The organism is Moraxella sp. VT-16-12 (genome assembly GCF_002224245.2).
In the GTDB taxonomy this organism is placed as follows: Bacteria; Pseudomonadota; Gammaproteobacteria; order Pseudomonadales; family Moraxellaceae; genus Moraxella.
In genome coordinates this window covers 18,149-44,729 of record NZ_NKHK02000013.1, presented here as the reverse complement: position 1 = coordinate 44,729, position 26,581 = coordinate 18,149, and the positions used below count along the sequence as shown (strand labels likewise).

The following is a 26,581-nucleotide window of genomic DNA, read 5'->3' as shown; positions in this document are numbered from 1 at the left end:
TAGCGTCTTTTGTGATATTTTGTCTTTCTTATGTGGGCATCTTAACAAAACCAAGAACCGATGGACTATTTGGATAATTTATGAACGATTTATCAAGCCATGAGCAACTGAGCCGTCATATAGAAGTATTGCTACACGCCAGTGTTACCCCCTTGGACGAACGCACCCTAAAAAACTCACTTAACATCAGCGATGATGAGCTGATGATTGCGTTATCTTGCTTGCATGAGCGACTTAGTCAGGGGGTGCTTGGTCTTGTAAAAACCGCCACAGGCTATCGTTTACAAATTCGTGAAGAGTATAGCCATTTGGTCGCACAAATATTTCCTGAACGCACAGAAACGCTATCACAAGCGGTGCTTGAAACACTTGCCATCATTGCTTACAAACAGCCTGTTACCCGCTCTGACATTGAGCAGATTCGTGGTGTGGCGGTATCTAGCAATATTCTAAGGCAACTGTTTGATAAGGGCTGGATTACTGAAAAAGGTCATAAAGACACCATCGGTCGCCCCGCTTTATTGCACACCACGCCTGCATTTTTGGATGCTTTTGGTCTGATGAGTTTGACTGAGTTGCCCGAACTACCAGAGCTGCCCAATTTGTGAGAAGAATTTTATCAAACATCATAAAATATGTGCTATAATTAGCAATTTACATTGTGAAATGTTACACTCCACCACAGGACACATCATGAATAGCACAAACACCCCCCAAGGCGACAAACTTCAAAAACTGCTGGCTAATGCAGGACTAGGTTCACGCCGTCAGTTAGAAGAGATTATCAAAGCAGGTCGCATCTCCATTAACGGCACACTTGCCAAGCTCGGCGACAGAGCCACCGCCCAAGATGAGATTCGTGTGGACGGTCGCCTTGTTCGCCTAAAAGCCGAGCGAGAAAAACGTCGTCGTGTCATTGCTTACTATAAGCCAGAAGGTGAAATCTGCTCCACATCAGACCCAGAAGGTCGCCCCACTGTTTTTGACCGCTTACCCAAACTGACAGGCGACAGATGGATTATGGTTGGTCGTCTTGACATCAACTCATCTGGGCTATTGCTATTTACCAATGATGGCAAACTGGCTCACCGTCTGATGCACCCATCAAGCGAAGTGGTGCGAGAGTATGCCGTGCGAGTGCTTGGTGAAGTCAGCCCCGAAATCACTCGTAATTTAACCACAGGTGTGCAGCTTGATGATGGCATGGCAAAATTTGACGACATCAAAGAAGGTGGTGGCACAGGTGTCAATCAATGGTATCATGTCAGCATCAAAGAAGGGCGTAAACGTGAAGTCCGCCGCATGTTTGAATCACAAGCCCTAAGAGTCTCACGTCTTATCCGCACCCGCTACGGCTCGGTCATACTGCCCAAAGAGCTAAAAACAGGACGATTTATTGAGCTAGATGCCAAAGAAATTGGCAGGCTTGGTGAGCTTGTTGGCATACGTCCAAAGCTTGGTACAGGTCTTACCACCCACACCAAAGAAAAACAAGCCCGTATCCACAAAAAACCCTTATCTGCTCGTGAAAGCCACCAAAAACGCCACAACAAAGATAAAGCTAAAAATTCTGACAAAAAAGACCCAAAACCATCTTTTGCCAAGGCAAAGTTTTATCAGGTACAATAAAACCGCTTTTAAAGCGGTTTTTGGTTTATAAGTGCAAATCATGTCCACATCTATCACAAAACTTGGCATTAGACGCATGACCAAATTTACCGCAATTTGGGCAAGAGATGGGGTGTAATTGTGGTCGCATGGTGCGAGTGAGCTCAGCAGTAAAAATCCCTGTTGGCACGGCAATGATGGCATAACCTGTTATCATGACCATGCTTGCGATGGCTTGCCCGATGGGCGTTTTGGGTGAGATGTCGCCATAGCCGACTGTGGTGAGCGTAACCACCGCCCAATAGATAGAGCGGGGAATGCTGGTATAGCCGTTTTCAGGACCTTCCACGACATACAAAATAGACCCAAAAATCGTAACCAACAATAACAATGACAAGAAAAATACAATGATTTTATGTTGGCTTGTCTTAAAAGCGGCCGCCAAAAATCCTGCTTGCTGCAAATAAGAGTTTAAGTGAAATATCCGAAAAATGCGTAAAATGCGTAAAACACGCACCACAAGCAAATATTGCGTACCAACAAATAACAGACTTAAATAGCTTGGTAGCAGTGCCACCAAATCCACAATCCCAAAAAAACTAAACGCATAACGCTTGCGATTTGGGGCAGAATACAGCCGAAGTGCATATTCTATGGTAAATAAAATGGTAAAAAACCATTCAGCATAGACAAACAGCTCTTTAAAACGCAATCGCCAATACAAAACACTGTCTAACATCACCACCACCACACTCAACACAATGGTGATGAGTAATACCACATCAAAAAACTTACCAGCAGGCGTGTCCGTGCCTTCAATGACAATATGAATGTGTTCGGCAAGGGTGGGATTTTTGGGGCGTGGTTTTCTCATAAGTGGCAAAATTTTTTGGTGGTATTTTATAACAAAGTTAGATATTGGCATAGTATTTTTACAAAATTTTGCCAAAACCTACCTGACTTATGCTTTTAAAAGTTAAACAAAACATCATGCCACATCCGCACTAATCACGCTTTATCAACGCCAAAAGTGCCACACAGCCACTACGTAGCACAAACACCCCCAACACAAGGCTTGCCACACCATCTATCCATAGCCACCCAAACAGATATATCACAAGCCCAGCAACCATCGCCACCACCGACCCCAACAAATCCACCAACACATGCAAATACGCCAAACGCACATTGATGTTTTGTTGGTTGGCATTGAGCATTTGATACGCCACAAATACATTAACAAACAGCCCTATTGCCGCCACCAACATCATCGGCACAGCATCAATAAATACAGGGTTTTGTAAGCGATAAATCGCTTTGATGATGACAAATACAGCAATCACCAGCAAAGACATTGTATTGATGACAGACAGCCACCATGATAGTTTTTTGGCGTGCTTAGCAAGCAGTAAAGACAACAGCGACAAAGCCAACGCAAACGCATCATTTGCCATATGCCCTGCGTCCGCCACCAACGCCAAACTGTCAAACCACTTGCCTGCCACAAATTCAATCGCCATAAAAGTTGTGATGACCAAAAAACACCAAAACAAAGTTTTGACATCGCTACTGTGATGACTATGATGGTCATGAGTGTGATGATGTGTCATAGTTGCTCCAAATTTTTGGTTATAATAGTCATCATAAACAATGTAGTTACTACAAGGTCAATACATCATGGCAAATATTTTAAAAAAATCTGAACTGTCTTGCCTGACGGGCATTGGTGGCGAAACCATTCGTTATTATGAAAAGATTGGACTGTTGGACGCACCAAGCCGAGACAGCAACGGCTATCGCATTTTTACTAAGCACCATCTAAAACAGCTTAACTTTATTAAAATGTGCCGTCATCTGGGTTTTAGCATAGACACCATCAAGCAACTACAACGTTTGCAAAATGGCGATACACCAAAGCACGCCGATGAATTTATCCAAAAGCAGCTGTGTGCCATTGAGCAAAAGTTATCTGAGCTAAACACCATCAAACAAACACTGATGGCAATAGAGCTTTGCCAAAATGATGATAAATCATGCAAAGTGGTGGATTTTTTGCAAGGCAACACACACCAATAATTCCCAAAAACGACAAATTTGGTTATAATATGCCATTTAATCCAAATGCGTAAAATCATCATGAAAAAACTTGCTCTTTTTGGCTTTTTTGCCATCAGCCTAAGTGCCTGCACGACCACCATACCATCACAGCCCACCCCAAAACACGAGGTTTACAACCCACATTGTGAACGTGAATACCCCAAACCAAAAGTAACGGCGGATAATTTTGGCTCACCTGAGATGGTGGAGTGGACAAATCGCATGTTGGAATGCCAAAAACGTTCTAACTAAGATTTTGCATTGAAAATCAGTCATAAAAGCGTATAATAATCGCTTTTTGATAAGTTTTTGTGTTAATTTTTGACAGTTATCTTATCAACTTATCTTGTTAAACCATCACATATAAAGCAAATTTAAAGGTGCATTATGGCAGGTCATAGTAAATGGGCAAATATCAAACATCGTAAAGCCAAACAAGATGCCGCAAAAGGCAAAATCTTTACCAAAATTATCCGTGAAATCGTCTCTGCCAGTAAAGGTGGCGACCCTGACCCTGCCAACAACCCCCGCTTGCGTGCCGTCCTTGAAAAAGCCAACGCCGCCAACATGACCAAAGACGTCATCAAACGCGCCATTGAGCGTGGACAAGGCGGCGGTGAAGGCGATAACGTCCAAGAAATCACCTACGAAGGCTATGGCGTTGGTGGTGTGGCGGTGATTGTGGAGACGATGACTGACAACGTCAATCGCACCGTAGGCGAGGTTCGCCATGCATTTAGTAAGCACGGTGGCAACCTTGGCACGTCTGGCTCGGTGGCGTATTTGTTTAGCAAACGTGGCGAGATTATTTTTAATGACGTATCGCTTGAAGATAAAGTGATGGAGATTGCCCTAGAAGCAGGTGCTAGCGACATTGAAAATGATGGCGAGAGCCTTTTGGTCATCACCGAACCCAACGACTTTGGGGCAGTGATGGATGCGTTGGCAGAAGCTGGTTTAAAAGCGGACAATGCCGAGGTTACCATGTCACCTTCTACCACGGCTGATATTGACAATATTGATGACGCCCAAAAAGTGCTAAAAATGATTGATATGCTAGAAGACTTGGACGACGTTCAAGAAGTCTATACCAATGTCAATTTTAGTGATGAGGTGATGAACGAGCTAAATGCCTAGTTGATAAAACTAATGGCAAATGAGAAGGTGGTCAATGAGAACTCATTAAGGAAAATGTTATGAACAAACTGGCTTTAACACTATCACTTTTACTTTTGCCATTATTAACCACTTTCGCCTACGCCAAAACGGTGGCAGGCTATGAGTTTGGCAAATACCCTGCCAAGGTTTATACAGGCAAAAAAGCTCCATTGAAACTTGGTGAATGGAAACTTTTCAAAACCCGCCTAAGTGATGCTCACAAAGATGGCACAATCAACTTTGCAGGCAGTTATATTGTGGAGATTTGGGGTTGTGGCACAGGGTGTATTTCTGGGGCGATGATTGACAAAAAGACAGGGCAGGTATATGGTTTACCTGATGATAACGATGGACTGGCTTATGATGGGTGTTATTCTAGCGACGATGAACATCAAGAGGATGAACGTTTACAATTTTATCCAAACAGCCGTCTGTTTATCAAACGCAGCTGCACGCAAGAAGAGTTAAGCGACACCACAGCCAGACAAAGCATCACCTATGAAGTTTATGCTTGGCATGAACAGCACAAAAAATTTCAACATCTCAAAACCGTCAAACAAAATAAAATCGTTAGTATTGATTGGAATTAAAAAGCCCCATGATCACCCTATCCGACTACGTCCGTGCCATCATCACCGCCACCGTTTATGATGTTGCCATACGCACCCCCCTAGACAAAGCAGACAAATTATCCGCCCGCTTTGACAATGACATACGCCTAAAACGCGAGGACTTACAACCAGTATTTAGCTTTAAACTGCGTGGGGCATACAACCGCATCAGCCAACTGTCAGACGAACAAAAAGCCAAAGGCATCATCTGTGCGTCCGCTGGCAACCACGCCCAAGGCGTTGCCTATTCAGCTCATCGTTTGGGGCTAAATAACTTAATTGTCATGCCAAAAACCACGCCTGACATCAAAGTCAAGGCGGTTAAAGCCTTTGGCGGTACAGTGTATTTGCATGGTGATAGCTTTGATGAAGCCAACCGCTTTGCCATACAAAAAGCCGAGCAAGATGGCATGACTTACATTGCCCCTTATGACGATACGCTGGTCATTGCAGGTCAAGGCACGGTCGCTTTGGAGCTGTCCCAAGACTGGCGAGAGCTAGAATATGTGTTTGTGCCTGTGGGCGGTGGCGGACTGGTGGCAGGCGTGGCGGCGTTTTTGGGGGAAGTTGCCCCCCACGTCAAAGTGATTGCCGTAGAGTCCGAAGGCTCAGCTTGCCTAAATGTCGCCCTAAAAGACGGCAAACGCACTCGTTTATCGCAAGTGAGCCTATTTGCTGATGGTGTGGCGGTCGCCCAAATCGGTCAGTTGCCTTTTGAAATTGCCAATTTAAACAAATCAAGCGGTCAAGGCAAAGTGATTGATGATGTCGTTACATGCAGTAATGATGAGATTTGCGCGTCTGTCAAAGATATTTTTGAAGAAAATCGCCACATTGTTGAGCCGTCTGGGGCGTTGGCGTTGGCAGGTCTAAAAAAATACGTCCAAATGCACAACTTACATGGTAAAAATATGGTTGCCATCATCTCAGGGGCAAACATGAACTTTGACCGCTTACGTTATATCGCTGAGCGTACCGAGATTGGCGAGCAAAAAGAAGCGATTTTTGCCGTACAAATCCCCGAAAAAACAGGGGCATTTTTGGAGTTTTGTCGCACTTTGCAGGGGCGTAACATCACCGAATTTAACTATCGAGTCAATACCCAAGACCCTGACAGTCCTGCTCGCATTTTTGTGGGCGTGGCACTCAAAGAAGGACAAAAAGAACGTCAAACCATCAGCAGCATTTTAGAGCAAAGTGGCTATCAAAGCGTTGATTTGACCGATGATGAGCTTGCCAAAACACACATTCGCTATTTGATTGGTGGGCACACCAATTTGACCGATGAACAAGTGTTTCGGGTGATGTTTCCTGAGCGACCGGGGGCACTGCTTAACTTTTTGGAAAAATTAGGGCAGGATTTTAATATCACGCTGTTTCATTATCGCAATCATGGAGCTGCCGAAGGGCGGATTTTGGTGGGGCTTCAAGCCAGCTCAGGTAGTGGTCGTCAGATTATGGATGCATTGGGCGAAATTGGCTATCAGTGCCACGCTTTGACAGACAATGTTGGTTATCAGTTGTTTTTAAAATAAACAGCATATTAAAGAACAACAAGGTTTGTGCTTGTAGCTCATGTCGCTACCCAACACCAAATCCATATCTGACAGCCATTTGTGCAATTTAACCGCTAGTTTGGTGGGTTGATGCATGACATCTTTACCCCGAAATTACTGCCCACACCCACTTCACTGGTAATTGTCAAGGTGGCATGATGGCGAGCTAAAATGTGCTTAGTAATGGCAAGCCCAAGACCACTACCGCCTGTTTTGCGACTTCTGCCTTTATCCACCCGATAAAACCGCTCTGTTAAATGCGACAAATGCTCACCGCTAATGCCTTCACCATTATCCTTGACAAAAAATACCGCCTGACCGCCATCCACAGACAAATCAATGTCAATCTGCGTGCCACCAGCTGTATGATGAATGGCATTAAAAATCAAATTACCAAAGGCACTATATAGCTCTTTATACACACCCATCACCCAAACATCATCTGTAATGTTGGTATCCATCTTATGTGTTTTAGAGAGTGCTTTGGCATCTTTAATGATACTCATCATCAGTTTAGATAGATTTACTGGCAATTTTATTGGGCTGTCATCATTTTCTAAGCGTGATAAGGTCAGCAGTCCTTCTATCAAATCTAGCATTCGCTCAGATTGTTGGTACATCAGCCCAATAAATTCCAACTGCAAGGCACGGTCTAGCTCATTTTCTGACAAAGTTTCCAAAAACCCCTGTATCACCGTCAAAGGCGTGCGTAACTCATGGCTGACATTGGCAATAAAAGCATTTTTTGAAACATTAAGCTGTTCGCTGGCAGTCATGTCATGAGCAATCAACATGGTGGCATTAGCTTCTATGGGAATGAGCGTGCAATGTAAGGTTTTTTGGTTGAATTTTAATGTTTGTTCTATACTGCTGTCATCTGATTGTTTGCTGTTTGTTTTATGTGGCAACAAACTTGATAAAAATGAGCAAAAACCATCATCATTGATTTTTTTATCCAGTGGCAATGGTTCATTTTGTAAGGATAAATATTCGTCCGCTTTGGCGTTTTTCCATTCTATGCCTTTTTTTTCATTGATGATGAGTACAGCACTGGGTATGGCGGTCATCATGCGGTTTAAGCGATGAATGGTCTTGTTTAAGCGTTCAGCTCGCTTTTGATGACCGTTTTCAATGCGCAATAATTCATCATATATCCCCTGCCAATCGCCAAAAAACGGTACAGAGCCATCAATAGAAATGTGCTGTTTTTTTTGGGCTTTTTAACCATGTGTTAAGATGAGCCACTTGACGCAACTGACACACCAACAGCCAAACAAAACCCATCAGTAGCACAAAAAGCACTGCAATCACGCACCACAAGACATCAACAAGATACGTTCCCAAAACCATAACCTACGCCACGCACCGTCTGTATATAATCTGCCACACCCACCGCTTCAAGTTCACGTCTCAATCGCCTGATATGGACATCTACCGTTCGCTCTTCAATAAACACATGGTCGCCCCACACAAGGTTTAAAAGCTCGCCCCGACCATAAATCCGCCCTGTATGTGTCATAAAAAAATGCAACAATTTAAAGGTCATTGGCGAAAAATACACCGCCACACCATCTACACAAACACGATGCTCGGCAGGATTTAGAGTGATTTTGCCCACAGTAATGACATCATCGCTCTTATGGGGCGTGCGTCTTCTAAGCAGTGCCTTGATGCGTGCCACAAGCTCTCTTGGGCTAAATGGCTTGGTAACATAATCATCCGCCCCCAGATTTAGCCCTGTTTCTTTGTCTTTTTCTTCGCCACGAGCGGTCAGCAAAACAATCGGCAAATCTTTGGTGCGTTTATTTTGCCTAAGTATTTGTAGCAGTTCCATCCCAGACATCTTAGGCAGCATCCAATCAAGCAAAACCACATCGGGCAAACACTCATTTATCAACATCTTGGCATCTTCGGCAGATTCTGCCATTTGCACCAAAAAGCCTGCCTGTTCCAGCCCAAACTCAATGAGCCGTGCAATGGCAACTTCATCTTCAACAATAAGCACCTTTGGCATTGGTATTCCCTTTTAAATTTCAATCACACACATCAATCCAAACACATCTATCAGTTTAAAATTTTATATCACACCAAAATCAGCCCTATTTATACCAAAAAATCCAATCAACGGTAAGTTTATCAAACAAAAATGACAACTCTATGACAAATGAAAAAATTTATAAAAACTTTACTCACCACCTAGACACACAGGCTTTTTGTGCAATCAATTTACCAAATTTAGCCAATTTTTAGTATAATAACACATTTGACAACAATAACAGGCACGTCATGAACATTCAAGCCCTACTGTCCAACCACATCAAAACCGCCATGATACACGCAGGAGCGGACACAAATACAGACCCCATCATCAAACAGTCAAGCAAGCCCCAATTTGGTGATTATCAAGCCAATGGGGTGATGGGGGTTGCCAAAAAACTCGGACAAAACCCAAGAGCATTTGCCCAAGCAGTCATAGATGAGCTTAACCACAGCCAAGTCTTAAACGGCATCGCTGAAAAACTAGAAATCGCAGGACCAGGTTTTATCAATATTTTTCTTGATAACACGTTTTTAAGTCAATCCGCCCAATTTGCTCGCACCACTGACAAACTTGGCATCCATAGCGACCACACCCAAACGGTGGTGGTGGATTATTCATCACCCAATGTTGCCAAAGAGATGCACGTGGGACATTTGCGTTCCACCATCATTGGTGATAGCACCGTCAGAGTGTTGGAATTTTTGGGCGACCATGTCATTCGTGCCAATCATGTTGGCGACTGGGGCACACAGTTTGGTATGCTCATTGCTTATCTTGAAAAAATGCAAAACGAAAATGCCTCAGATTTGGATTTATCTGATTTAGAAGAGTTTTATCGTGCCGCCAAAGAAACCTATGACAATGATGATGCTTTTGCCGAAAAATCTCGCCTGTATGTCGTACGTCTGCAAAGCGGTGATGAATATTGTTTATCCATGTGGCAAAAACTTGTTGCCATCACCATGACCCAAAACCAAGTCAGTTATGAACGCTTGGGCGTAACTTTGACCGATAAAGACATCATGGGAGAAAGTTTGTACAACCCCATGCTGGCAGATATTGTAGAAAGTCTTAAAAAACAAGGGCTTGCCGTAGAAGACGATGGGGCGTATGTGGTCTATCTGTCAGAATTTAAAAATAAAGATGGCAAACCCTTGGGGGTGATTGTCCAAAAAAAGGATGGTGGCTATCTGTACACCACCACCGACATCGCCGCCGCCAAATATCGACATGAGATTTTGCACGCAGACCGTGCCATCGTCTATTCAGACACTCGCCAAAGTCAGCACATGGCACAAGCATGGGCAATCGCACGGCTTGGCGGATTTGTGCCTGATGACTTTTTGCTTGAACACCATAATTTTGGCATGATGCTTGGCAAGGACGGCAAACCCTTTAAAACTCGCACAGGCGGCACGGTCAAACTTGCCGAACTGCTTGATGAAGCGGTTGCTCGTGCCAGCACACTCATTGAGCAAAAAAACCCCAATATCAGCAATGACGACAAACAAAAGCTCATTGAAGCGGTTGGTATTGGTGCGGTCAAATATGCTGATTTGTCCAAAAATCGCACAACTGATTATGTGTTTGATTGGGATAATATGCTCAATTTTGAAGGCAATACTGCCCCTTATATCCAGTACGCCTACACTCGTATCCGCTCCATCTTTGAAAAAGCAGGATTGGACAGCAATGATTTGACAGGCGACATCATCATCAGTGATGACAAGGAGCGAACTTTAACCATCAAACTGCTGCAATTTGAAGAAGTTCTAAGACAAGTCGCCAAAGATGGCATGCCCCATTTGTTATGTGGCTATCTGTATGAATTGGCAGGGATATTTTCATCATTTTATGAAGCCTGCCCGATACTGTCTGCTGACACGCCGATTAAAAATAGCCGTTTACAGCTTGCTGACTTAACTGCCAAAACTTTAAAACAAGGCTTGACATTATTGGGCATTCAAACCGTAGAAAAAATGTAATTATTTGGGCAAGTTTTGGCTTGTTCATAAATCCAATAGCCATCAAAAGTTTTACCCATGCCAAATCTTGCCAATCACAACGTCAAATACCAGCAATTATCCGCAAAATTCATCTGCTATGGCTTTTGTCTTTCGCCCATCGTCTTGGTCATCATGGTGTTTTTGAGCAGACTTTCTTGGTCGTATACTCTCATTTGTATGGTACTGGTAGTTATTGGTGGTTGTTTTTATTACAACTTGTTTTATGTCAACATAAAGCCCATGGTTCACGAAGTGTGGGGTAATGGCACACATTTACTCATCAAAAAAGACGATAAAGAGCTACGCTTAGACTTTGATGACATCAATTATGTAGAATATCATCTCAACCTTAGGCTAAACGCAAATTATGCCATACAAATCCATTTAAACAAAGACAGCATTTTTGGCAATCCCATTTGTTTTATCAGTTGGGCAGATACCATCAATTATGAGCGAGAATTTCATCTTCTCCCCACTAAAACGCCCGAAATGTTAGCGTGGATTGAAAAAATCAATAAAAAATCTGGTCATACAAATGACTCATCATGATTTTGGTTGATAAAAGCAAATAATCAGAATAAAATAATAATCCTTATCATTAAATCATCATAAAAACATCATGCAGCTACTACACTATCTTACCGAACCATTGTCCCACACCTTCATGCAACACGCCCTACTGTCTGCCGTTGTTGTCGGAGCAGTATGTGCCATTTTGTCCTGTTATGTGGTATTAAAGGGCTGGTCGCTGATGGGTGATGCCATTTCTCATGCGGTGTTTCCAGGAGTGGTGGTGGCGGTTTGGGTAGGTTTACCCATTTCTTTGGGGGCGTTTGTTGCAGGGATTGTTTGTGCCATTTTGGTCGGTCATCTTAAAAACAACACACGCATCAAAGAAGACACGCTCATGGGCATTGTTTTTGCAGGTATGTTTGCAGTTGGCTTGGTGATGTTTACCAAGATGGATACTGACCAGCATTTAAAGCACATTTTATTTGGTAATCTTTTGGGCATTGACAAACCAACACTTTATCAAACCATGGCAATTTGTGGGGTGATTTTGGTGGTGGTCATGTTAAAAGCCAAAGATTTGCTTTTGTACTGTTTTGACCCAAGCCATACCCGCGTGGCAGGTTTATCACCACAGTTTTTACATTATGGTCTATTGATATTGCTGTCAGCCACCATTGTGGTTGCCATGCAAGCGGTGGGGGTGATTTTGGTGGTCGCCATGCTGATTTCACCAGGGATTACCGCTTTTGTATTATGTCGGCGTTTTTCCACCATGCTTGCTGTGGCGGTGGCAAGTTCTTGTTTGACCAGTTTTTTTGGGGTAATTATCAGCTATCACTTAGACTCAGCAACAGGGGCAACCATTGTTTTATTACAAGCGGTGATGTTTATTCTGGCGGTTGGTTTTACCAAATTTCAAACACGTTTTAAAAATCCCCACAAGCTGACACCCAGACTTATTGACACTTAACTGCTTGTACAACCAAATCCTGAGTATCATTGACTTGATAATCAAACACACATGAATCGTTTGCCCATTTTAGTGTAATCGCACCTTTTTGTGTCGCAAGCCGTGCCAACAACCTGCCATCATGTGTCATATGTCCCACCACATTGCCCATCTCATCAACAGCTTCGGTCAAAGCAGGAGCTGTATTTGCTTTAAAATCAATATCAAACAATACCAACTGTCCTGATTTGGTGTCAAAAGTTACCAAATTAGCGGTATTTGCCCTAGGTACAAACCCACGCCCTGTCTCAGCAATTTCAACATTATCAGGCAGTTTTGCACCATCTAAGGCAATATAATTATTGCGATAGGGGTTTAGATGACTGACCACGCCGTTACCAAAACGGTCAAGCTTTGTGCCACTACCACCAACCACAGGTGTGCCTTTTGCACCTTTTGCATGAATAACAGCAAAGGTATCACCAAGCTCATGATTAAAAGTAATGCCGTGTTTGTGAGCAACCATCGCTCCTGATACCCCATAGGAATACTGCGTGTCTTTATCATGACGACTGGCAGACATATTCAATTGTGCCATAGATAATGATGCACCAGCATTGGCTGAAATGCTTGGTTTATTATCATCAGTTTTGGTTGCACTAAGCCCATAATGATATTGGTTTAAATCACCAAAATTACGATGATAAGAAGCGCTCAGATAATCACGATTCGCCGTGCGTTGATAATTTGATGAAATGCTTGACGTACCACGTTCATTTGCAGCATAAAATGGCAAGTTCAGATTGACATATATCATATTTTCATGGCGTGCATGATTGACAAGATAACTGCGAGCCACACCGACCTGATATTGCAAACGCCCCACGCTACTAGAGTAGCCAAGCCGATAATTATAATCCTGCTCACCTTGCCAATAATCATTATATATCCCCGAAACATACAATCCGCCCCGCTTTCCTAAATTTTGGTTAATGCTAAGACGATACTGGTTTTTTAAAGAATAGCGGGGGCTATGCGTGATGGGTGTATTTGAAGATGATAAAGTTTGAGACAAAGAAAAGTTTTGTTGGTCAAAATAATGATGCCAATCTGCATTCACATAAGTCTTGGGAGTACCAAAATACTTGGTATAACCCACATGAAAACGATTGTTATTTAATCGTTTATTCGCAATGGTGGCACTCACTCCTGTCCAGTCTGCCGATATCGCTCCGTATTTACTGCCCCACACACCACCTAGGGTATTTGACCAATAATTGTCATGCAAAATCACGCCTGCTTGCATGGTAACATGATTATTTAAACCATACTGCATAGAACCATGCAACAGTGGCTTATCCACCACATCATCTTGACGGCGATACTGACCTAGGGCAACCTGATAACGAAGCTGATTAGGACGAAGCATTTGACTTGTGCTACTAAATGGCACCACAGACACCGAAGAAGTACCATCTGCTTCCAACACTTCCACCACCAAATCTCCCGATGTTGATGATAACGCATACAAATCATCAATGACAAACAGCCCCGCAGGCACTGTCATCTCATGAATGATGGTGTCATTTTGACGTACTCGCACCCGAGCATTGGATTTGGCGACCCCTTGTATTCTTGGGGCATAGCCTGTTTGTGAGTTTGGAAGCATTCTAATATCAGAATTTATCGCCACACCACGTATGGCAAAATTATCTAATAATGTGCTTTGTGTATTAAAGTCCCCCACATATAGCCGACCATTCCATTTATCAATGTCTCTTTGCAAATAAGCATTTTGATGGTGATACTCTCCATGTTTGCCATCTCTCCAAGAAGTGGAGCCACTTTGGCGAAATGACCACGCACCCCCAAAGTTTAACCCTGTTTGTACTCCCAAATAACTTTGTTCAGATGAGCGATTATTTACATCATAGTGATAACTATTAAAATGGTATTTGACAAAACCCATCGGCTCACCTTGTTGCCATGCCGTGCGTGGTATATAGCCCTTAGGATAAGTCATCAATATCGCTTGGGGAGCAGAAATATCAAGGCGATGCGTGCCAATATCAAAGCGAAATTTAATATCATCATGAAAATCAGGAGCAGGCATACAGGCAGTCAAAGGTGATTTTGGCTTAAAATCTGCTTTAACATCAATCAGATTAATCAGCTCATCAGTCAAACATAAACCACGCATTGGCTCGCCATCTGCTTTGATGAATGTTATCAACTGCTGTCCACGCAACTCATCATTGACATAAATATCCGCCAAATATTCGCCTGCATTAATTGGGTTGCCGTAGCGAAAGGCTTCTGGGTCAATAGACACGCCACCATGCAAAAAAGCTGGATTAAATTCAAAACCATCATCTGCTTGCACCGACCCATACATGGCAGACACCACACATAGCACAAGCGTCTGTTTTAATAGCTGCTTCTTCATTGTTGAACCATTGATTTGCCAGAACCTATCCCCCCATAGTCGTTAATGATGTGCCAATCTATTTGACTTGGTATATCATCAATCGCTACATTTAGTGTTAATGTGCCAAACGGTGCTATCATATCAATATCTGATGTCTTATATAGCACACGCTCATCATCACGCAACATCACCCCCGCATAGGTGATATAATAGGGCGTTGGATTATTTAGTGTCAATGTCTTATTTGCCCAATGCCACGTTACCTTATCATAAGCGTCCGTTACAGGATAGGGCAGCTTAGACGGACGATAAAAGAATTTAAGCCGATTATTCAAAGTAATTTGTAGGTAGCTATCACCTGCATCTTTTGGTTTGGCGGGTATATCTAAGACATTGAGATAAAATAAACTTTCACGGTCTTTGGGCAAATCATCTCCCACTTGGCGAATGCGTAAACTTTGTCTGCTCTTTGACTCAACTCGCCCCACCATCGGTGTGATGATAAAGGGAACTTTTTTGGTGGCATTAGGATTTGGGTCATCTATCCATGCTTGTACCAAGCTGGGTGTGTCATCAGGGTTTTGCAGATCTACCGCCACCACTTTTTCATTTGATGGATAAATCACTCGTGTACCCATGATGATATTTGCTTGTGCCACGCTCATCAAACATAATGTCGTTGCCAAAAACCACTTTATCATATCTCTCTCCAAACATACCAACGAAAACAAAACCACCCAAAAGAGTGGCTTTGTTTGTTATTACGAAAATTATTTATATTGAACCGTAAAGGGTACATTAGTTTCAAACTTACCAGCATACACATTACCTGTTGATACATATCTTGCTACATAATTAAGTATATGGTTCTTGCCACCAATTGGTTGTACTGGGTCGTTATTAGTATTATCATTCAAATTAATAACCCCATTTCCACTATTAAGTAGTTGCAGCTCCACACCTTCTGCTGCCACACCTGTGGCAATATTTTTTAACCTGCCATCTGCGGTAATGTTGGATGAAGAGGTAAATTTAATACCTAATTTAGTCTTTTTCTCACCCGTTTCCCCATCAACATATGTGTTTGGGCAATCAGCTACTTTTAAAACAAATTCAACACTACCTGCAACGTCACCCACCGTTTTAAACTCATTACTTTGTACTGATTTTAGCTGAACAACCTTATTAACTGAATCAGTCGCAATTTTACAGGTAGATTGAATAATACGACCATCAGTAAATTTTACCATGCCACTGGTCGCAGTTGATGCTGTAATACCGAGTGTTGGATCTTCGGTTTCAATCAAAGTATCATCAGCAAAAGCAGATGTAGAAAGCATGGCAACCGCCAAAACAAGAAGAGATTTTTTCATGACTATGTCCTAAACTGACAAAATGTGTAAGTTTAAATGGTCTTTTTTTGAACAATTCTGTCATGCCTGACAAAATGAACAACAAAAAAACCACCAGAATTGTACTATTCATGTACAATCTGGCGTTATTATAATCAATAAAAAAATAGTATATCAACTCATTTTACATTATGTAAAACAAGTCAATCATAACTTAACAATTTTTAACTTTTAAGAAATAAATTTAATATTATTAATCTAAATTACTTGGCATAACAGCTCCAATATTTCATTTACTAAATAAATTGCAAATTTTATGCCAAAAATATGTTATGCGGAATATTTTTCAAACCACTCATCAGACCTAAATGTGAACTTATTAGTCAAAAATGTAAATCACCAGAAACAATTGTATCATGCACAAAAATTAATCAAAAAAATAAGGCGAATTAACGCCTTATTATTTTATCAATTACAATTAAATCTGATACTCATGCACCGCATCCACAAAGGCTTTGGCACGGTCAGGATTTGCCCATTGGGTGATGCCATGCCCAAAGTTTGCCACATAGCCTGTATGAATACCACTTGCATAGACATCATTTAGCATGGCATGAACAGCCTTTTTGATACTCTCTGGTGAGCCATAAAGAGTTGCTGGGTCAAGATTTCCCTGAATGGCTTTGCTAGTACCCAAGATGGCTCTAGCTTTATCTAGGGGCATTGTCCAATCCAGCCCCAAGGCATCGGCAGCACTGTCCGCCTGAACATCCAGCCACAATCCACCACCTTTGGTAAACATCACCACAGGCACAGTTGGGTGCTTGGCTTTGAGATTGGCGATGATTTGGCGGTTATAAGCATGGCTAAAATCAGCAAACTGGCGATGACCCAACGCCCCACCCCAACTATCAAAAATCTGCACAAGGTCAGCCCCTGCAACAATTTGAGCATCCAGATACTCGGTAACCGCATCAGTAATTTTGGCAAGCAAGGCGTGCAGTAGCTCAGGGCAAGCATACATCATCTGTTTGGCGTGGCGATACTCACGACTGCCACCCCCTTCAATCATATAAGTTGCCAGCGTCCAAGGACTGCCCGAAAAGCCAAACAGTGGCACTTGTCCACCCAAAGCATGACGAATGCTTGTAACGGCGTCTGTTACATAAGACAAATCCGCCATATTTAGCTTTGGCAGACTGGCAATGTCAGCTTCAGTGCGAATGGTTTTTTGAAATCTTGGTCCTTCGCCCGTCTCAAAATACAGCCCTAAACCCAATGCATCTGGAATGGTCAAAATATCACTAAACAAAATCGCCGCGTCAAGCTCAAAACGACGCAAAGGCTGCAAGGTAACTTCGGTAGCAAGCTCGGTGTTTTTGCACAAACTCAAAAAATCCCCCGCTTGACTGCGGGTAGCCTTGTACTCTGGCAAATACCGCCCAGCTTGTCGCATCATCCACACAGGTGTGGTATCCACAGGCTCAAAACGCAACGCTCGCAGAAGGCGGTCATTTTTTAAGGTGGGGAAATTTTGAGTACTCATTGCTTATCCTTTATCAAAACACACTCACAGTATCGCCATGTCATCACGATGTACCATGATGGTCTTGTCATTGCTGTTTAGTTTTAAAATCTCTAACACTTCATCGGTGTGTTTTTGGGTGATTTGTTTGGCGTGCTGGCTATCAAAACCCACTTGCCCCACCGCCACACGCACTTTAGCGGTACTGACAATCTCTACCACATCACCCATATCAAACTCGCCTTGTACGTCCAAAACGCCCACAGGCAGCAGGGATTTTTGTTGGTTTAAGATGGCATTGACCGCCCCATCATCAATAATGAGTGTGCCTGCCACTTTGACATGGGTGGCAAGCCATTGTTTTTTGGCGATAAGACGGTCGGCATGGTCGGTGGTCAGACGAGTGCCAATCGCTTCGCCGTCTATCAAACGGGTGATGATGTTTTCTACTTTGCCACTTGCGATGACGGTTGGGCAATTTGCCATCGCAGCAAGGCGAGCCGCTCGCACTTTGGTAAGCATACCACCACTGCCCCATTTGCCACCATCGCCTGCCACATCAAACAAATAATCCGCCATGGCTCGCTCAGTGCAAATGAGCTTGGCATCAGGATTGGTGCGCGGATTATCCGTAAAAATGCCTTCTTGGTCGGTCAAAATGATGTACAAATCCGCACCCACCATGGTGGCACTCATCGCCCCAAGCGTGTCATTATCCCCAAACTTAATCTCACCATAAGAGACCGTGTCATTTTCGTTAATCACAGGCACAACACGCCAGTCCAAGAGCTGATTGACCGTTTGGCTGATGTTAAGATAGCGAGAGCGATGGGATAAATCGTCATGGGTCAACAAAATCTGCGATGACTGCACGCCTTTTTGAATCAAGGCTTGCCACCATGTTTCAATCAGCCCCATCTGTCCAATGGATGCACACGCCTGCAATGCGGCCAGTTTTTTGGGGCGTTCTGACAAATTCATACGCACCACACCTTCGGCAACTGCTCCGCTTGACACCAAGACAACTTCAATGCCTTGGGCGTGCAAAGTAGCGATTTGCCTTGCCCATTCATAAATGGCAGTGCGGTCAAGCCCACGTCCATTATTGGTCAGAAGCGATGAGCCGATTTTGATGACGATGCGTTTTAAATTTTCACTACTCAAAAGTATAATCTCAACTCAAATCTACGGTATGAAAAGCGGTTAAAAATTCACTTTTCTTTAATAAAAAACCTTTGTGTTCTGGGGCATTTAGCACCTTCTTCTTTTCATTAAAGGCAGGGGCAATATAACCCCATTCGCCATTTCTAGCAAAATAAATGACAAAGTCTATTTTACAGTCTTGCCATCTATTTTCCACTTCTTGCTTTTTACCTTTTGCCCCATCAACCGTCTTTACTTGCAAGCGAAAATATTGTTCACCATCAGAGATTAAAACATCGGTTCTATGCCCATGGTCTAAAATTGGTGTAAATACCTGCCAACCATCCTGCATAAGCCAAGTAACCACTAAATTCTCAAATGAACAATTTAGTAAATTTTGTTTCATACCTTCACTAATAGCAAATTTTCTTCTTGGCATAATCCCACCTTTTAATACGGTGCATACTCCACCGCCACATCATAATCGTCTTCATTCCATTCATCGTTATCGTCTGATACGCCTTCACGCTCAGCCTTGCGTTTGGCACGATAGGCTTCTTTTTGGATTTCGGTGTTGTGGCGAACTTCTTGTTCTAGGCGGGCAAAACGTTCAGCTTGGGCTTTGGCAAACTCTTCATCATCACGCTCACGCTCACGTTCTAGCTCAATCTCATTCATCAGGTGATATTTAATCTCATCAACACCTTGACCACTAATGGTGGACGTATAAAAGACTTCACCCTGCCAATCTAATGCCTTGACAATGTGCTGACACACTTCATGGACATCATCGCCAAGCTGGTCAATTTTATTGAGCACCAAAATTTGTGGCAGTTTGGATAATTCTGTGGAAAACTTAGCCAACTCATTTAAAATAATCAAGGCATTGTCCACAGGGTCAGAGCCATCAATGGGCTTAACATCAACAATGTGCAAAAGACGGCGAGTACGAGCCACATGCTTTAAAAAGCGAATGCCCAGCCCTGCCCCATCGCTCGCCCCTTGTATCAGCCCTGGAATGTCCGCCATCACAAAAGACTGATGGGTGCCAACATCCACTACGCCCAAATTAGGTACTAAGGTGGTAAATGGATAATCCGCCACTTTTGGACGAGCTGCCGACACTTGACGGATAAAGGTGGACTTTCCTGCATTTGGCAGCCCAATCAGCCCCACATCAGCCACAACTTTGAGCTCTAATTTTAGGTTTTTGGCTTCACCAGCAAAACCGGGGATTGCCTTTCTGGGGGCTTGGTTGGTACTGGTCTTAAAGCGTGTGTTGCCAAACCCACCGTCGCCACCTTTGGCAACAAGCACCGTTTGCCCCACTTCGGTCAAATCGCCAATCACCACATCAAGGTCAGTATCAATGATGGTTGTTCCCACAGGCACGGACAAATACACATCGTCCGCCCCTTTGCCAGAGCAGTTTTTGGATTTGCCGTTTTCGCCACGTTTGGCTTCAAATTTGCGAGTGTAGCGATAGTCCACCAGTGTGTTGGTGTTGTCATCAGCGATGATATAGACATCACCACCTTTGCCGCCATCACCACCATCAGGGCCACCCTTTGGCACAAATTTTTCACGGCGAAAACTCACGATACCATTACCGCCATCGCCTGCCTTTACGCTGATTACAGCTTCATCAATAAAGCGCATGATTTTTCAAATATTTTGGTAAATTAGCGACTATTGTAACACAGTTTTTGTATTTTCACGAGACACCACTTACAACTGGCGATAATTTATGATGACTTCAAACCTAAAAATAAAACCCACCAAAGGGTGGGCTTATTGATCTGATAAATCAAATTATTTTGCAACAACAGACACATAACGGCGATTAAACTGACCTTTGGTCTCAAATTTTACCACGCCTTCTGTCAAAGCAAATAAGGTATGGTCGCGACCCATGCCTACGCCTTCACCTGCATGAAATTCGGTGCCACGCTGACGCACGATGATGTTACCTGCGATGACATCTTGACCACCAAAGATTTTTACACCAAGCATTTTTGGGTTGGAATCACGACCGTTACGAGTAGAACCTGCGGCTTTTTTGTGTGCCATGAGAATATCTCCTGTAAATACTTCTTTATCATCTAGGAAGTATATAAATTAACCATTGATTGCAGTGATTTTAAGCTCGGTAAACCATTGACGATGACCTTGCTCTTTGTGATAGTGCTTACGACGACGATGCTTAACGATACGCACTTTTTTGCCACGACCATGACTGACCACTTCTGCAACCACATTTGCACCTGCAACCACAGGTTCGCCGATTTTAACATCAGAGCCATTAACTACCATAAGTACATCTTCAATTGTTAAAGACGCACCTACTTCCGCTTTTAAAAGCTCAACTTTTAAAGTCTCGCCAACACTCACACGGTGCTGTTTACCGCCACTTTTGATAACTGCGTACATCGCATTCTCCAATCAACCTGTGTGCCGTGGCTATCCCTTGATAACACTTATTAACGAACACGACTAGGACAAAAAATGAGACAAAATTATAGTAGGTTTTTTAATAAATGGCAAGAAAAATTTTCATATCACATATAAAAATACGACTGTTCACATTATAAATACAAAACAACACCTAATTAGCATTAGCAAAATTTAATCTTTACACAGATTTGATAAAAAACACCAAATCATACTTTGCAACACCAATAAATGTAGCAAGAGCAAAACCACTTACCAAAAGACTGTCAAAGCCTTTATAAGCCAAGTACACCTGCCATTATACTTTAACATCAAACAGACTGTATTTCAAACCCATTAATAAGCAATGCAAATCGTTAGAAAATATTAGAAATTAAACTCGGATTAGCTAACCTAAATGAATAAAACCCCATGTTTTGTATGGGGTTATTTTGCAGTATCAGTGATTTAATAATATAATAATGATATAAATCAATAAATTAAAATTTAAACATTCATCTTCCAATCAAACGGCATCTCATGATGTCCACGCAATGCCATCATCAAAGTTTGTGTCATGTGTTGCAGCACTTCGGCAGTATAAGGTACGGCAGGAATGCCCCAAACAGGATTTGGCCAACGCACGTCATTTTGGTAGCGAGCAATGTGGTGAAAATGCAATTGAGAGACTTGATTGCCTAAAGCAGCAACATTCATCTTATCTGCCCCAAAAATTTTTGCCATCTGGCTAGATACCCAGCTTGATTCTCTTAAAAATTGCACTTGGTCGGCAGCTGATAACTCATAAATCTCCTTAATGCCTGATACTCGTGGCACCAAAATCAACCAAGGAAACTGACAATCATTCATTAAACGCACCGTAGATAAAGGCAAATCGCCCACCAAAAACGTATCCTTAGATAAGGTTGGGTGTAATTGAAACATGGTCTTCTCTTGTAAGTTATTGTGTAAACGCGTTATTGTAGCATAAATTTTAAATTCAGGGATGGTTTTTGATTTTACACAGTATCTTATGCCAAAAAACCATGATGACTGACATGGCCATACCAAATCCACGCCCCAGTCCCCATCAATACCAGTCCACCCACGCCCATTGCATAACGCCCAAAAACCACCCCCAAACGACTGCCCAAATACAATCCACTTGTCGCGATGATGGTGGTGGCAAGCCCAATCAGAACGCACGCCAAATAAATATTTACCTTTAAAAACGCCAAAGACACGCCTACTACCATAGAATCCACGCTGGTAGCAAGTGCGGTTATCAACATCATCATGCCTTTGTGGTCATCTTGGGACTTGTTATCATCTTGCCAAATCGCCCCCATCAAAAACCGCACGCCTAAAAAACCAAGTAACATAAAAGCAATCCAATGGTCAAATCGCTGTATCAAACTTTGTGCCAAACTGCCTAGCCAAAAACCAATTAAGGGAGCGATTCCTTCTATCACACCAAAAAATAAACCGCCCTTAAATGCTTGATAAAATTTAGGCTCACGCTCGCCTGCCCCTTTGGCAAGTGCCACAGCAAAAGCGTCCATTGACATACCAAAGGATAACGCCGTCAATGTCAATACATTCATGCGTTCACCACTGTATGTTTGGCAAGATAATCAAGTAGCTCCATCACCATCTCTATTCTTTCTATGACACTTTTTTCCTTAAAAGTGCGTTTTAGCCCTGTCGCCCCATTCATGCGATAGCCGTCGTTTGATTGCACCAGTTTGATGACCGCCATGCCATCCACAGGCGTATCAGGTTTAAACTCCATGCTCATCTGACAGGCAGACACATCAATTTTTGTAACGCCAATGTCTTTGCTTTTAATTCGCATTTTATGCACTAAAAATAAATGAACCGCTGGCACAGGCAAACTGCCAAAACGGTCTATCATCTCTGTACGCAAAGACTGCAATTCGTCCAAATCATCAGCACCAGCAATGCGTTTATAAAACAACAGTCGCTCATGAACATCGCTAAGATAGTCATCAGGGATTAAGGCAGAAGCATGAATGTTGATGTCGCTGACCAAATCTAGTGCTGTGGCAAGACTTGGGGTTTTGCCTGCCTTGATGGCGTGTGTGGCACGTTCTAGCATGTCCATATACAGCCCAAGCCCGATGGTTTGCATATTGCCCGACTGTTCTTTGCCCAAAATCTCGCCTGCTCCACGTATCTCCAAATCTTCACTGGCAAGCACAAACCCAGCTCCTAACGCATTGGCTCTACTGATGGCATCAAGTCGTCTTTTGGCATCAGATGTCAGCCCCTTAATGGACGGCACGAGCAAATAACAATACGCCTGATGGTGCGACCGCCCCACTCGTCCACGCAACTGATGAAGTTGTGCCAAGCCAAATTTATCAGCACGGTTGATGATGATGGTGTTGGCATTTGGCACATCAAGCCCTGTCTCAATGATGGTGCTTGCCACCAAAACGGTGTATTTTTTATGATAAAAATCCGTCATCACTGCCGACAGCTCATCTTCTGCCATCTGACCATGAGCCACGCCCACCCGAGCTTCTGGTACCAGCTCTTCAAGTCGCTCGGCAGTTGCTTGAATGCTTGCCACATCATTATGTAAAAAATACACCTGACCACCCCGCAAAATCTCTCTTAAAATCGCTTCTTTGATGGTCTCATTTCGCTTTTGTAATACAAAAGTTTTAACAGGCAAACGGCGAGCTGGTGGTGTGGCAATGATACTGATGTCTTGCATGCCTGACAACGCCATATTAAGCGTGCGTGGTATGGGTGTTGCCGTCATGGATAAGCTGTCCACATCTGACTGCATGGCTTTGATTTTTTCTTTATGACGCACCCCAAAACGATGCTCTTCATCAACAATCATCAAGCCCAAACGGTTAAATTTGACATCGCCTTGTAATAGCCGATGTGTGCCAATGACAATATCCACCTTACCGTCTGCCAAATCAGCCAAAACTTTATCATGATGTTTTTTTGTGCCAAAACGTGATAAGCTCTCCACTTTGACCGCCCAATTGGCAAAGCGGTTTTTAAAGCTGTCTTCGTGCTGACGAGCCAGTAGCGTGGTTGGCACAAGCACCGCCACCTGATAACCTGCCTGCACCGCAATAAATGCCGCTCGCATGGCAACTTCGGTTTTACCAAAACCCACATCACCACAAATGAGCCTATCCATTGGCTTAGACTGTTTCATGTCGTGCATGATGCTTTGAATCGCCATCATTTGGTCAAAAGTTTCATCATAAGTAAATTCACTGGCAAACAGCTCATAACTTGCCATATCTATTTTAAAACTGATACCCACCTTAGCTTGTCTGCGTGCTTGTACATTTAGCAGTTCAGCAGCGACATCGTGGATTTGCTCCAAGGTTTTTTGTTTGGCTTTGTCCCATTTGCCACTGCCAAGTTTAGACAGTGCCACCGTCTCACTGTCTGCTCCGCCATAGCGACTAATCAGGGCAAGATTGGTGATGGGTACATAGACTTTGGCGTTGTCAGCATATTCAAGCAAAATAAACTCCTGCTCACCTTCGCCCACATCCAACAATACCAAACCACGATACCGAGCAATGCCATGCTCCAAATGCACCACAAGCGACCCTTCGGTCATCTCACTGATGGATTTAACCAAAAACTCATCAGCCACACCAGACGCACGGCGTTTTCTGGTTTGCAGTATCTTTCGCCCAAAAATCTGTGTCTCACTTAATACACAAAAGCCCTGCTCACCTTTTAGCCATACCCCTTGCTCTATTGGGGCAACACTCATGGATAAAGCGGGTGTTTTTTGAATAAATTCATCAAAACTTGCCACTTTTGTCAAGGTTAATTTATCACCAAATAAATCAAAGAGCATTTCTCGGCGACCTTGTGTTTCAGCAACCAGCAGTATTGGCTCATCACAGTTTGCCACAAAATCAAGCAATGCCGACAATGGCTCTGGGTCTTTGTGATGAACACCAAGCGTTGGCACAGGAACATCGGTCAGCCCCACAAAAGGCGAAACAGCACGCTCATGCTCCCCAAAAACCACTTTGGCAAAGCGGTTGATTTGCTCAAAAAACGTCTCTTGTGGCAAAAACAGATAATGTGGGGGCAAAATCGGTAACGACTTATCATGCTGCCTGTCTTGGTAACGTGTCTGCACCTGTTGCCAATACTCCTGATGGCATTCGGACAGCCCTTCATCGCTGACAATCAGCGTGTTTTTTGGCAAATAATGAAACAAAGAGCCTTGCGATAGCCATGTCTGCAACTCAAAAAACAAAGGAGCATAATATTCAATCCCCGCAGGAGCAATGCCATTCATCACATCTTGATAAAAATCCACTTTGCGAGCTGACACATCGCCAAAGAGCGTGGCAAAATTTTGGCGAAACGTCTCTTTGTCATCAAGCGAAAACTCGCCTGCTGGCAATATGCGAATGTCATCTACTTGCACACCATTTGGCAGTTTTGATGAGTGGCTTGATTTTAGAGCGGTCAATTTATCATCAGTAAGCGTTCTTTGCGTGTCAGGGTCAAAAAAGCGAATGCGTTCTATCTCATCATCAAACAGTTCAAGACGAAACGGCAACGCTTGCCCCACCACAAACACGTCCATGATGCCCCCACGCAAAGCAAACTCGCCTGCCCGATACACCGTATCCACCTGCACATAGCCCGCCTGCACCAAACGCAATCTTTGGGCTTCTCGGTCAAACTTTTCACCTACCGCCACATCAAAATGCTGTCCAAGTAGCCATTTTGGTGGCACAATTCGCCCCATGAGCGTAGGGATACTCACCAGTAGCACGCCTTTTTGTGGCATTTGGGTCAAAAGTGCCACCCTTTCGGCAATCACGTCTTGATGAATGGCAAGCTGGTCATACACCAACGTTTCATAATCGGCAAACACAGACGCATTCACCCCAAAAAACGCCAGCTCAGTTTCTAGCTGATTTAGCTCGTGCTGATTTTTGGTGATGACCATCAAAAAAGGGGCGTTTGGCGTATCTAAATAGCGTTTTATCCAATAGGCTTTATCCGCACCAAAGGTTGGTAAAAAATGCGTGGTATAGGCAGGTTTTAATGTGGGCGTATTGATACAGGTTGTCATAAAAATTTGTCATTAAAATGTAATTACAATAAAAAGACAAAACCCACACAAAAG

At 43.2% G+C, this 26,581-nt stretch carries 26 protein-coding genes; 10 read left to right on the top strand and 16 right to left on the bottom strand.

Annotated elements, in window-relative coordinates:
- The first annotated feature begins 80 nt into the window (after positions 1–80).
- Together scpB and rluB are read left to right on the top strand one after the other, a co-directional pair.
- Positions 81–608, top strand: a complete 528-nt coding sequence (gene scpB, locus CEW93_RS09990) for an SMC-Scp complex subunit ScpB (protein ID WP_089540868.1) — start codon at positions 81–83, stop codon at positions 606–608.
- 85 nt (positions 609–693) lie between these two features.
- Entirely contained in the window at positions 694–1,629 is a 936-nt protein-coding gene (rluB, locus tag CEW93_RS09985) for a 23S rRNA pseudouridine(2605) synthase RluB (RefSeq protein ID WP_255504092.1), read from the top strand.
- A gap of 25 nt (positions 1,630–1,654) precedes the next feature.
- On the opposite strand, the gene CEW93_RS09980 is transcribed toward rluB, so the two are convergent.
- Positions 1,655–2,482, bottom strand: a complete 828-nt coding sequence (locus CEW93_RS09980) for an ion transporter (protein WP_089540872.1) — start codon at positions 2,480–2,482, stop codon at positions 1,655–1,657.
- 130 nt (positions 2,483–2,612) lie between these two features.
- Positions 2,613–3,218: a cation diffusion facilitator family transporter gene (locus CEW93_RS09975; protein WP_089540864.1), complete on the bottom strand. Its 606-nt coding sequence runs from the start codon at positions 3,216–3,218 to the stop codon at positions 2,613–2,615.
- A gap of 67 nt (positions 3,219–3,285) precedes the next feature.
- On the opposite strand from CEW93_RS09975, the gene CEW93_RS09970 reads away from it, so the two are divergent.
- From CEW93_RS09970 to ilvA, 5 genes are all read left to right on the top strand, one after another.
- Positions 3,286–3,684 carry a MerR family transcriptional regulator gene (locus CEW93_RS09970; protein ID WP_089540862.1) on the top strand — a complete coding sequence of 133 codons (399 nt, stop codon included), beginning with the start codon at positions 3,286–3,288 and terminating at the stop codon, positions 3,682–3,684.
- A 60-nt stretch (positions 3,685–3,744) separates the two neighbouring features.
- Entirely contained in the window at positions 3,745–3,957 is a 213-nt protein-coding gene (locus CEW93_RS09965) for a hypothetical protein (protein WP_143822797.1), read from the top strand.
- A gap of 135 nt (positions 3,958–4,092) precedes the next feature.
- Positions 4,093–4,842 carry a YebC/PmpR family DNA-binding transcriptional regulator gene (locus CEW93_RS09960; protein ID WP_089540858.1) on the top strand — a complete coding sequence of 250 codons (750 nt, stop codon included), beginning with the start codon at positions 4,093–4,095 and terminating at the stop codon, positions 4,840–4,842.
- Between the two features lie 59 nt (positions 4,843–4,901).
- Positions 4,902–5,453 (top strand): hypothetical protein, encoded by a 552-nt coding sequence (locus CEW93_RS09955; protein WP_089540857.1) that lies wholly within the window; start codon positions 4,902–4,904, stop codon positions 5,451–5,453.
- Between the two features lie 8 nt (positions 5,454–5,461).
- Positions 5,462–7,009 carry a threonine ammonia-lyase, biosynthetic gene (ilvA, locus tag CEW93_RS09950; protein ID WP_089540855.1) on the top strand — a complete coding sequence of 516 codons (1,548 nt, stop codon included), beginning with the start codon at positions 5,462–5,464 and terminating at the stop codon, positions 7,007–7,009.
- Positions 7,010–7,104: 95 nt separating this feature from the next.
- Here ilvA and CEW93_RS09945 read toward each other — a convergent pair whose 3' ends face one another.
- Together CEW93_RS09945 and phoB are read right to left on the bottom strand one after the other, a co-directional pair.
- Positions 7,105–8,169, bottom strand: a complete 1,065-nt coding sequence (locus CEW93_RS09945) for an ATP-binding protein (protein WP_089540853.1) — start codon at positions 8,167–8,169, stop codon at positions 7,105–7,107.
- Positions 8,170–8,354: 185 nt separating this feature from the next.
- Complete coding sequence (gene phoB, locus CEW93_RS09940; RefSeq protein ID WP_146416662.1) at positions 8,355–9,044, bottom strand: phosphate regulon transcriptional regulator PhoB; 690 nt, start codon at positions 9,042–9,044, stop codon at positions 8,355–8,357.
- Positions 9,045–9,316: 272 nt separating this feature from the next.
- Here phoB and argS point away from each other — a divergent pair, with 272 nt between their 5' ends.
- The 3 genes from argS to CEW93_RS09925 all read left to right on the top strand — a co-directional run bounded on the left by argS (position 9,317) and on the right by CEW93_RS09925 (position 12,560).
- Positions 9,317–11,056 carry an arginine--tRNA ligase gene (gene argS, locus CEW93_RS09935; RefSeq protein ID WP_089539651.1) on the top strand — a complete coding sequence of 580 codons (1,740 nt, stop codon included), beginning with the start codon at positions 9,317–9,319 and terminating at the stop codon, positions 11,054–11,056.
- Between the two features lie 261 nt (positions 11,057–11,317).
- Positions 11,318–11,626, top strand: a complete 309-nt coding sequence (locus CEW93_RS09930; protein WP_143822769.1) for a hypothetical protein — start codon at positions 11,318–11,320, stop codon at positions 11,624–11,626.
- 70 nt (positions 11,627–11,696) lie between these two features.
- Positions 11,697–12,560 carry a metal ABC transporter permease gene (locus CEW93_RS09925; RefSeq protein WP_186727964.1) on the top strand — a complete coding sequence of 288 codons (864 nt, stop codon included), beginning with the start codon at positions 11,697–11,699 and terminating at the stop codon, positions 12,558–12,560.
- On the opposite strand, the gene CEW93_RS09920 is transcribed toward CEW93_RS09925, so the two are convergent.
- The 12 genes from CEW93_RS09920 to mfd form a co-directional block, all read right to left on the bottom strand.
- Positions 12,547–14,985, bottom strand: a complete 2,439-nt coding sequence (locus CEW93_RS09920; protein ID WP_089539648.1) for a fimbria/pilus outer membrane usher protein — start codon at positions 14,983–14,985, stop codon at positions 12,547–12,549. The genes CEW93_RS09925 and CEW93_RS09920 overlap by 14 nt on opposite strands.
- A complete protein-coding gene (locus CEW93_RS09915) occupies positions 14,982–15,668 on the bottom strand; it encodes a molecular chaperone (RefSeq protein ID WP_089539647.1) in 687 nt (228 codons plus the stop codon). The genes CEW93_RS09920 and CEW93_RS09915 overlap by 4 nt, the downstream gene beginning before the upstream one ends.
- Before the next feature lie 69 nt (positions 15,669–15,737).
- Positions 15,738–16,340, bottom strand: a complete 603-nt coding sequence (locus CEW93_RS09910; RefSeq protein WP_089539646.1) for a fimbrial protein — start codon at positions 16,338–16,340, stop codon at positions 15,738–15,740.
- Between the two features lie 457 nt (positions 16,341–16,797).
- Positions 16,798–17,865 (bottom strand): uroporphyrinogen decarboxylase, encoded by a 1,068-nt coding sequence (hemE, locus tag CEW93_RS09905; protein ID WP_089539645.1) that lies wholly within the window; start codon positions 17,863–17,865, stop codon positions 16,798–16,800.
- A 24-nt stretch (positions 17,866–17,889) separates the two neighbouring features.
- Positions 17,890–19,008: a glutamate 5-kinase gene (proB, locus tag CEW93_RS09900; RefSeq protein ID WP_255504089.1), complete on the bottom strand. Its 1,119-nt coding sequence runs from the start codon at positions 19,006–19,008 to the stop codon at positions 17,890–17,892.
- Between the two features lie 10 nt (positions 19,009–19,018).
- A complete protein-coding gene (locus CEW93_RS09895) occupies positions 19,019–19,426 on the bottom strand; it encodes a hypothetical protein (RefSeq protein WP_089539643.1) in 408 nt (135 codons plus the stop codon).
- 11 nt (positions 19,427–19,437) lie between these two features.
- Positions 19,438–20,646, bottom strand: a complete 1,209-nt coding sequence (obgE, locus tag CEW93_RS09890; protein ID WP_089539642.1) for a GTPase ObgE — start codon at positions 20,644–20,646, stop codon at positions 19,438–19,440.
- A 153-nt stretch (positions 20,647–20,799) separates the two neighbouring features.
- Entirely contained in the window at positions 20,800–21,057 is a 258-nt protein-coding gene (rpmA, locus tag CEW93_RS09885) for a 50S ribosomal protein L27 (protein ID WP_089539641.1), read from the bottom strand.
- 48 nt (positions 21,058–21,105) lie between these two features.
- Entirely contained in the window at positions 21,106–21,417 is a 312-nt protein-coding gene (rplU, locus tag CEW93_RS09880; protein ID WP_089539640.1) for a 50S ribosomal protein L21, read from the bottom strand.
- 507 nt (positions 21,418–21,924) lie between these two features.
- Entirely contained in the window at positions 21,925–22,362 is a 438-nt protein-coding gene (locus CEW93_RS09875; RefSeq protein WP_089539639.1) for an HIT domain-containing protein, read from the bottom strand.
- Between the two features lie 86 nt (positions 22,363–22,448).
- Positions 22,449–23,021, bottom strand: a complete 573-nt coding sequence (locus CEW93_RS09870) for a manganese efflux pump MntP family protein (protein WP_089539638.1) — start codon at positions 23,019–23,021, stop codon at positions 22,449–22,451.
- Positions 23,018–26,527 carry a transcription-repair coupling factor gene (gene mfd, locus CEW93_RS09865; RefSeq protein ID WP_089539637.1) on the bottom strand — a complete coding sequence of 1,170 codons (3,510 nt, stop codon included), beginning with the start codon at positions 26,525–26,527 and terminating at the stop codon, positions 23,018–23,020. The genes CEW93_RS09870 and mfd overlap by 4 nt, the downstream gene beginning before the upstream one ends.
- Between the last annotated feature and the right edge of the window lie 54 nt (positions 26,528–26,581).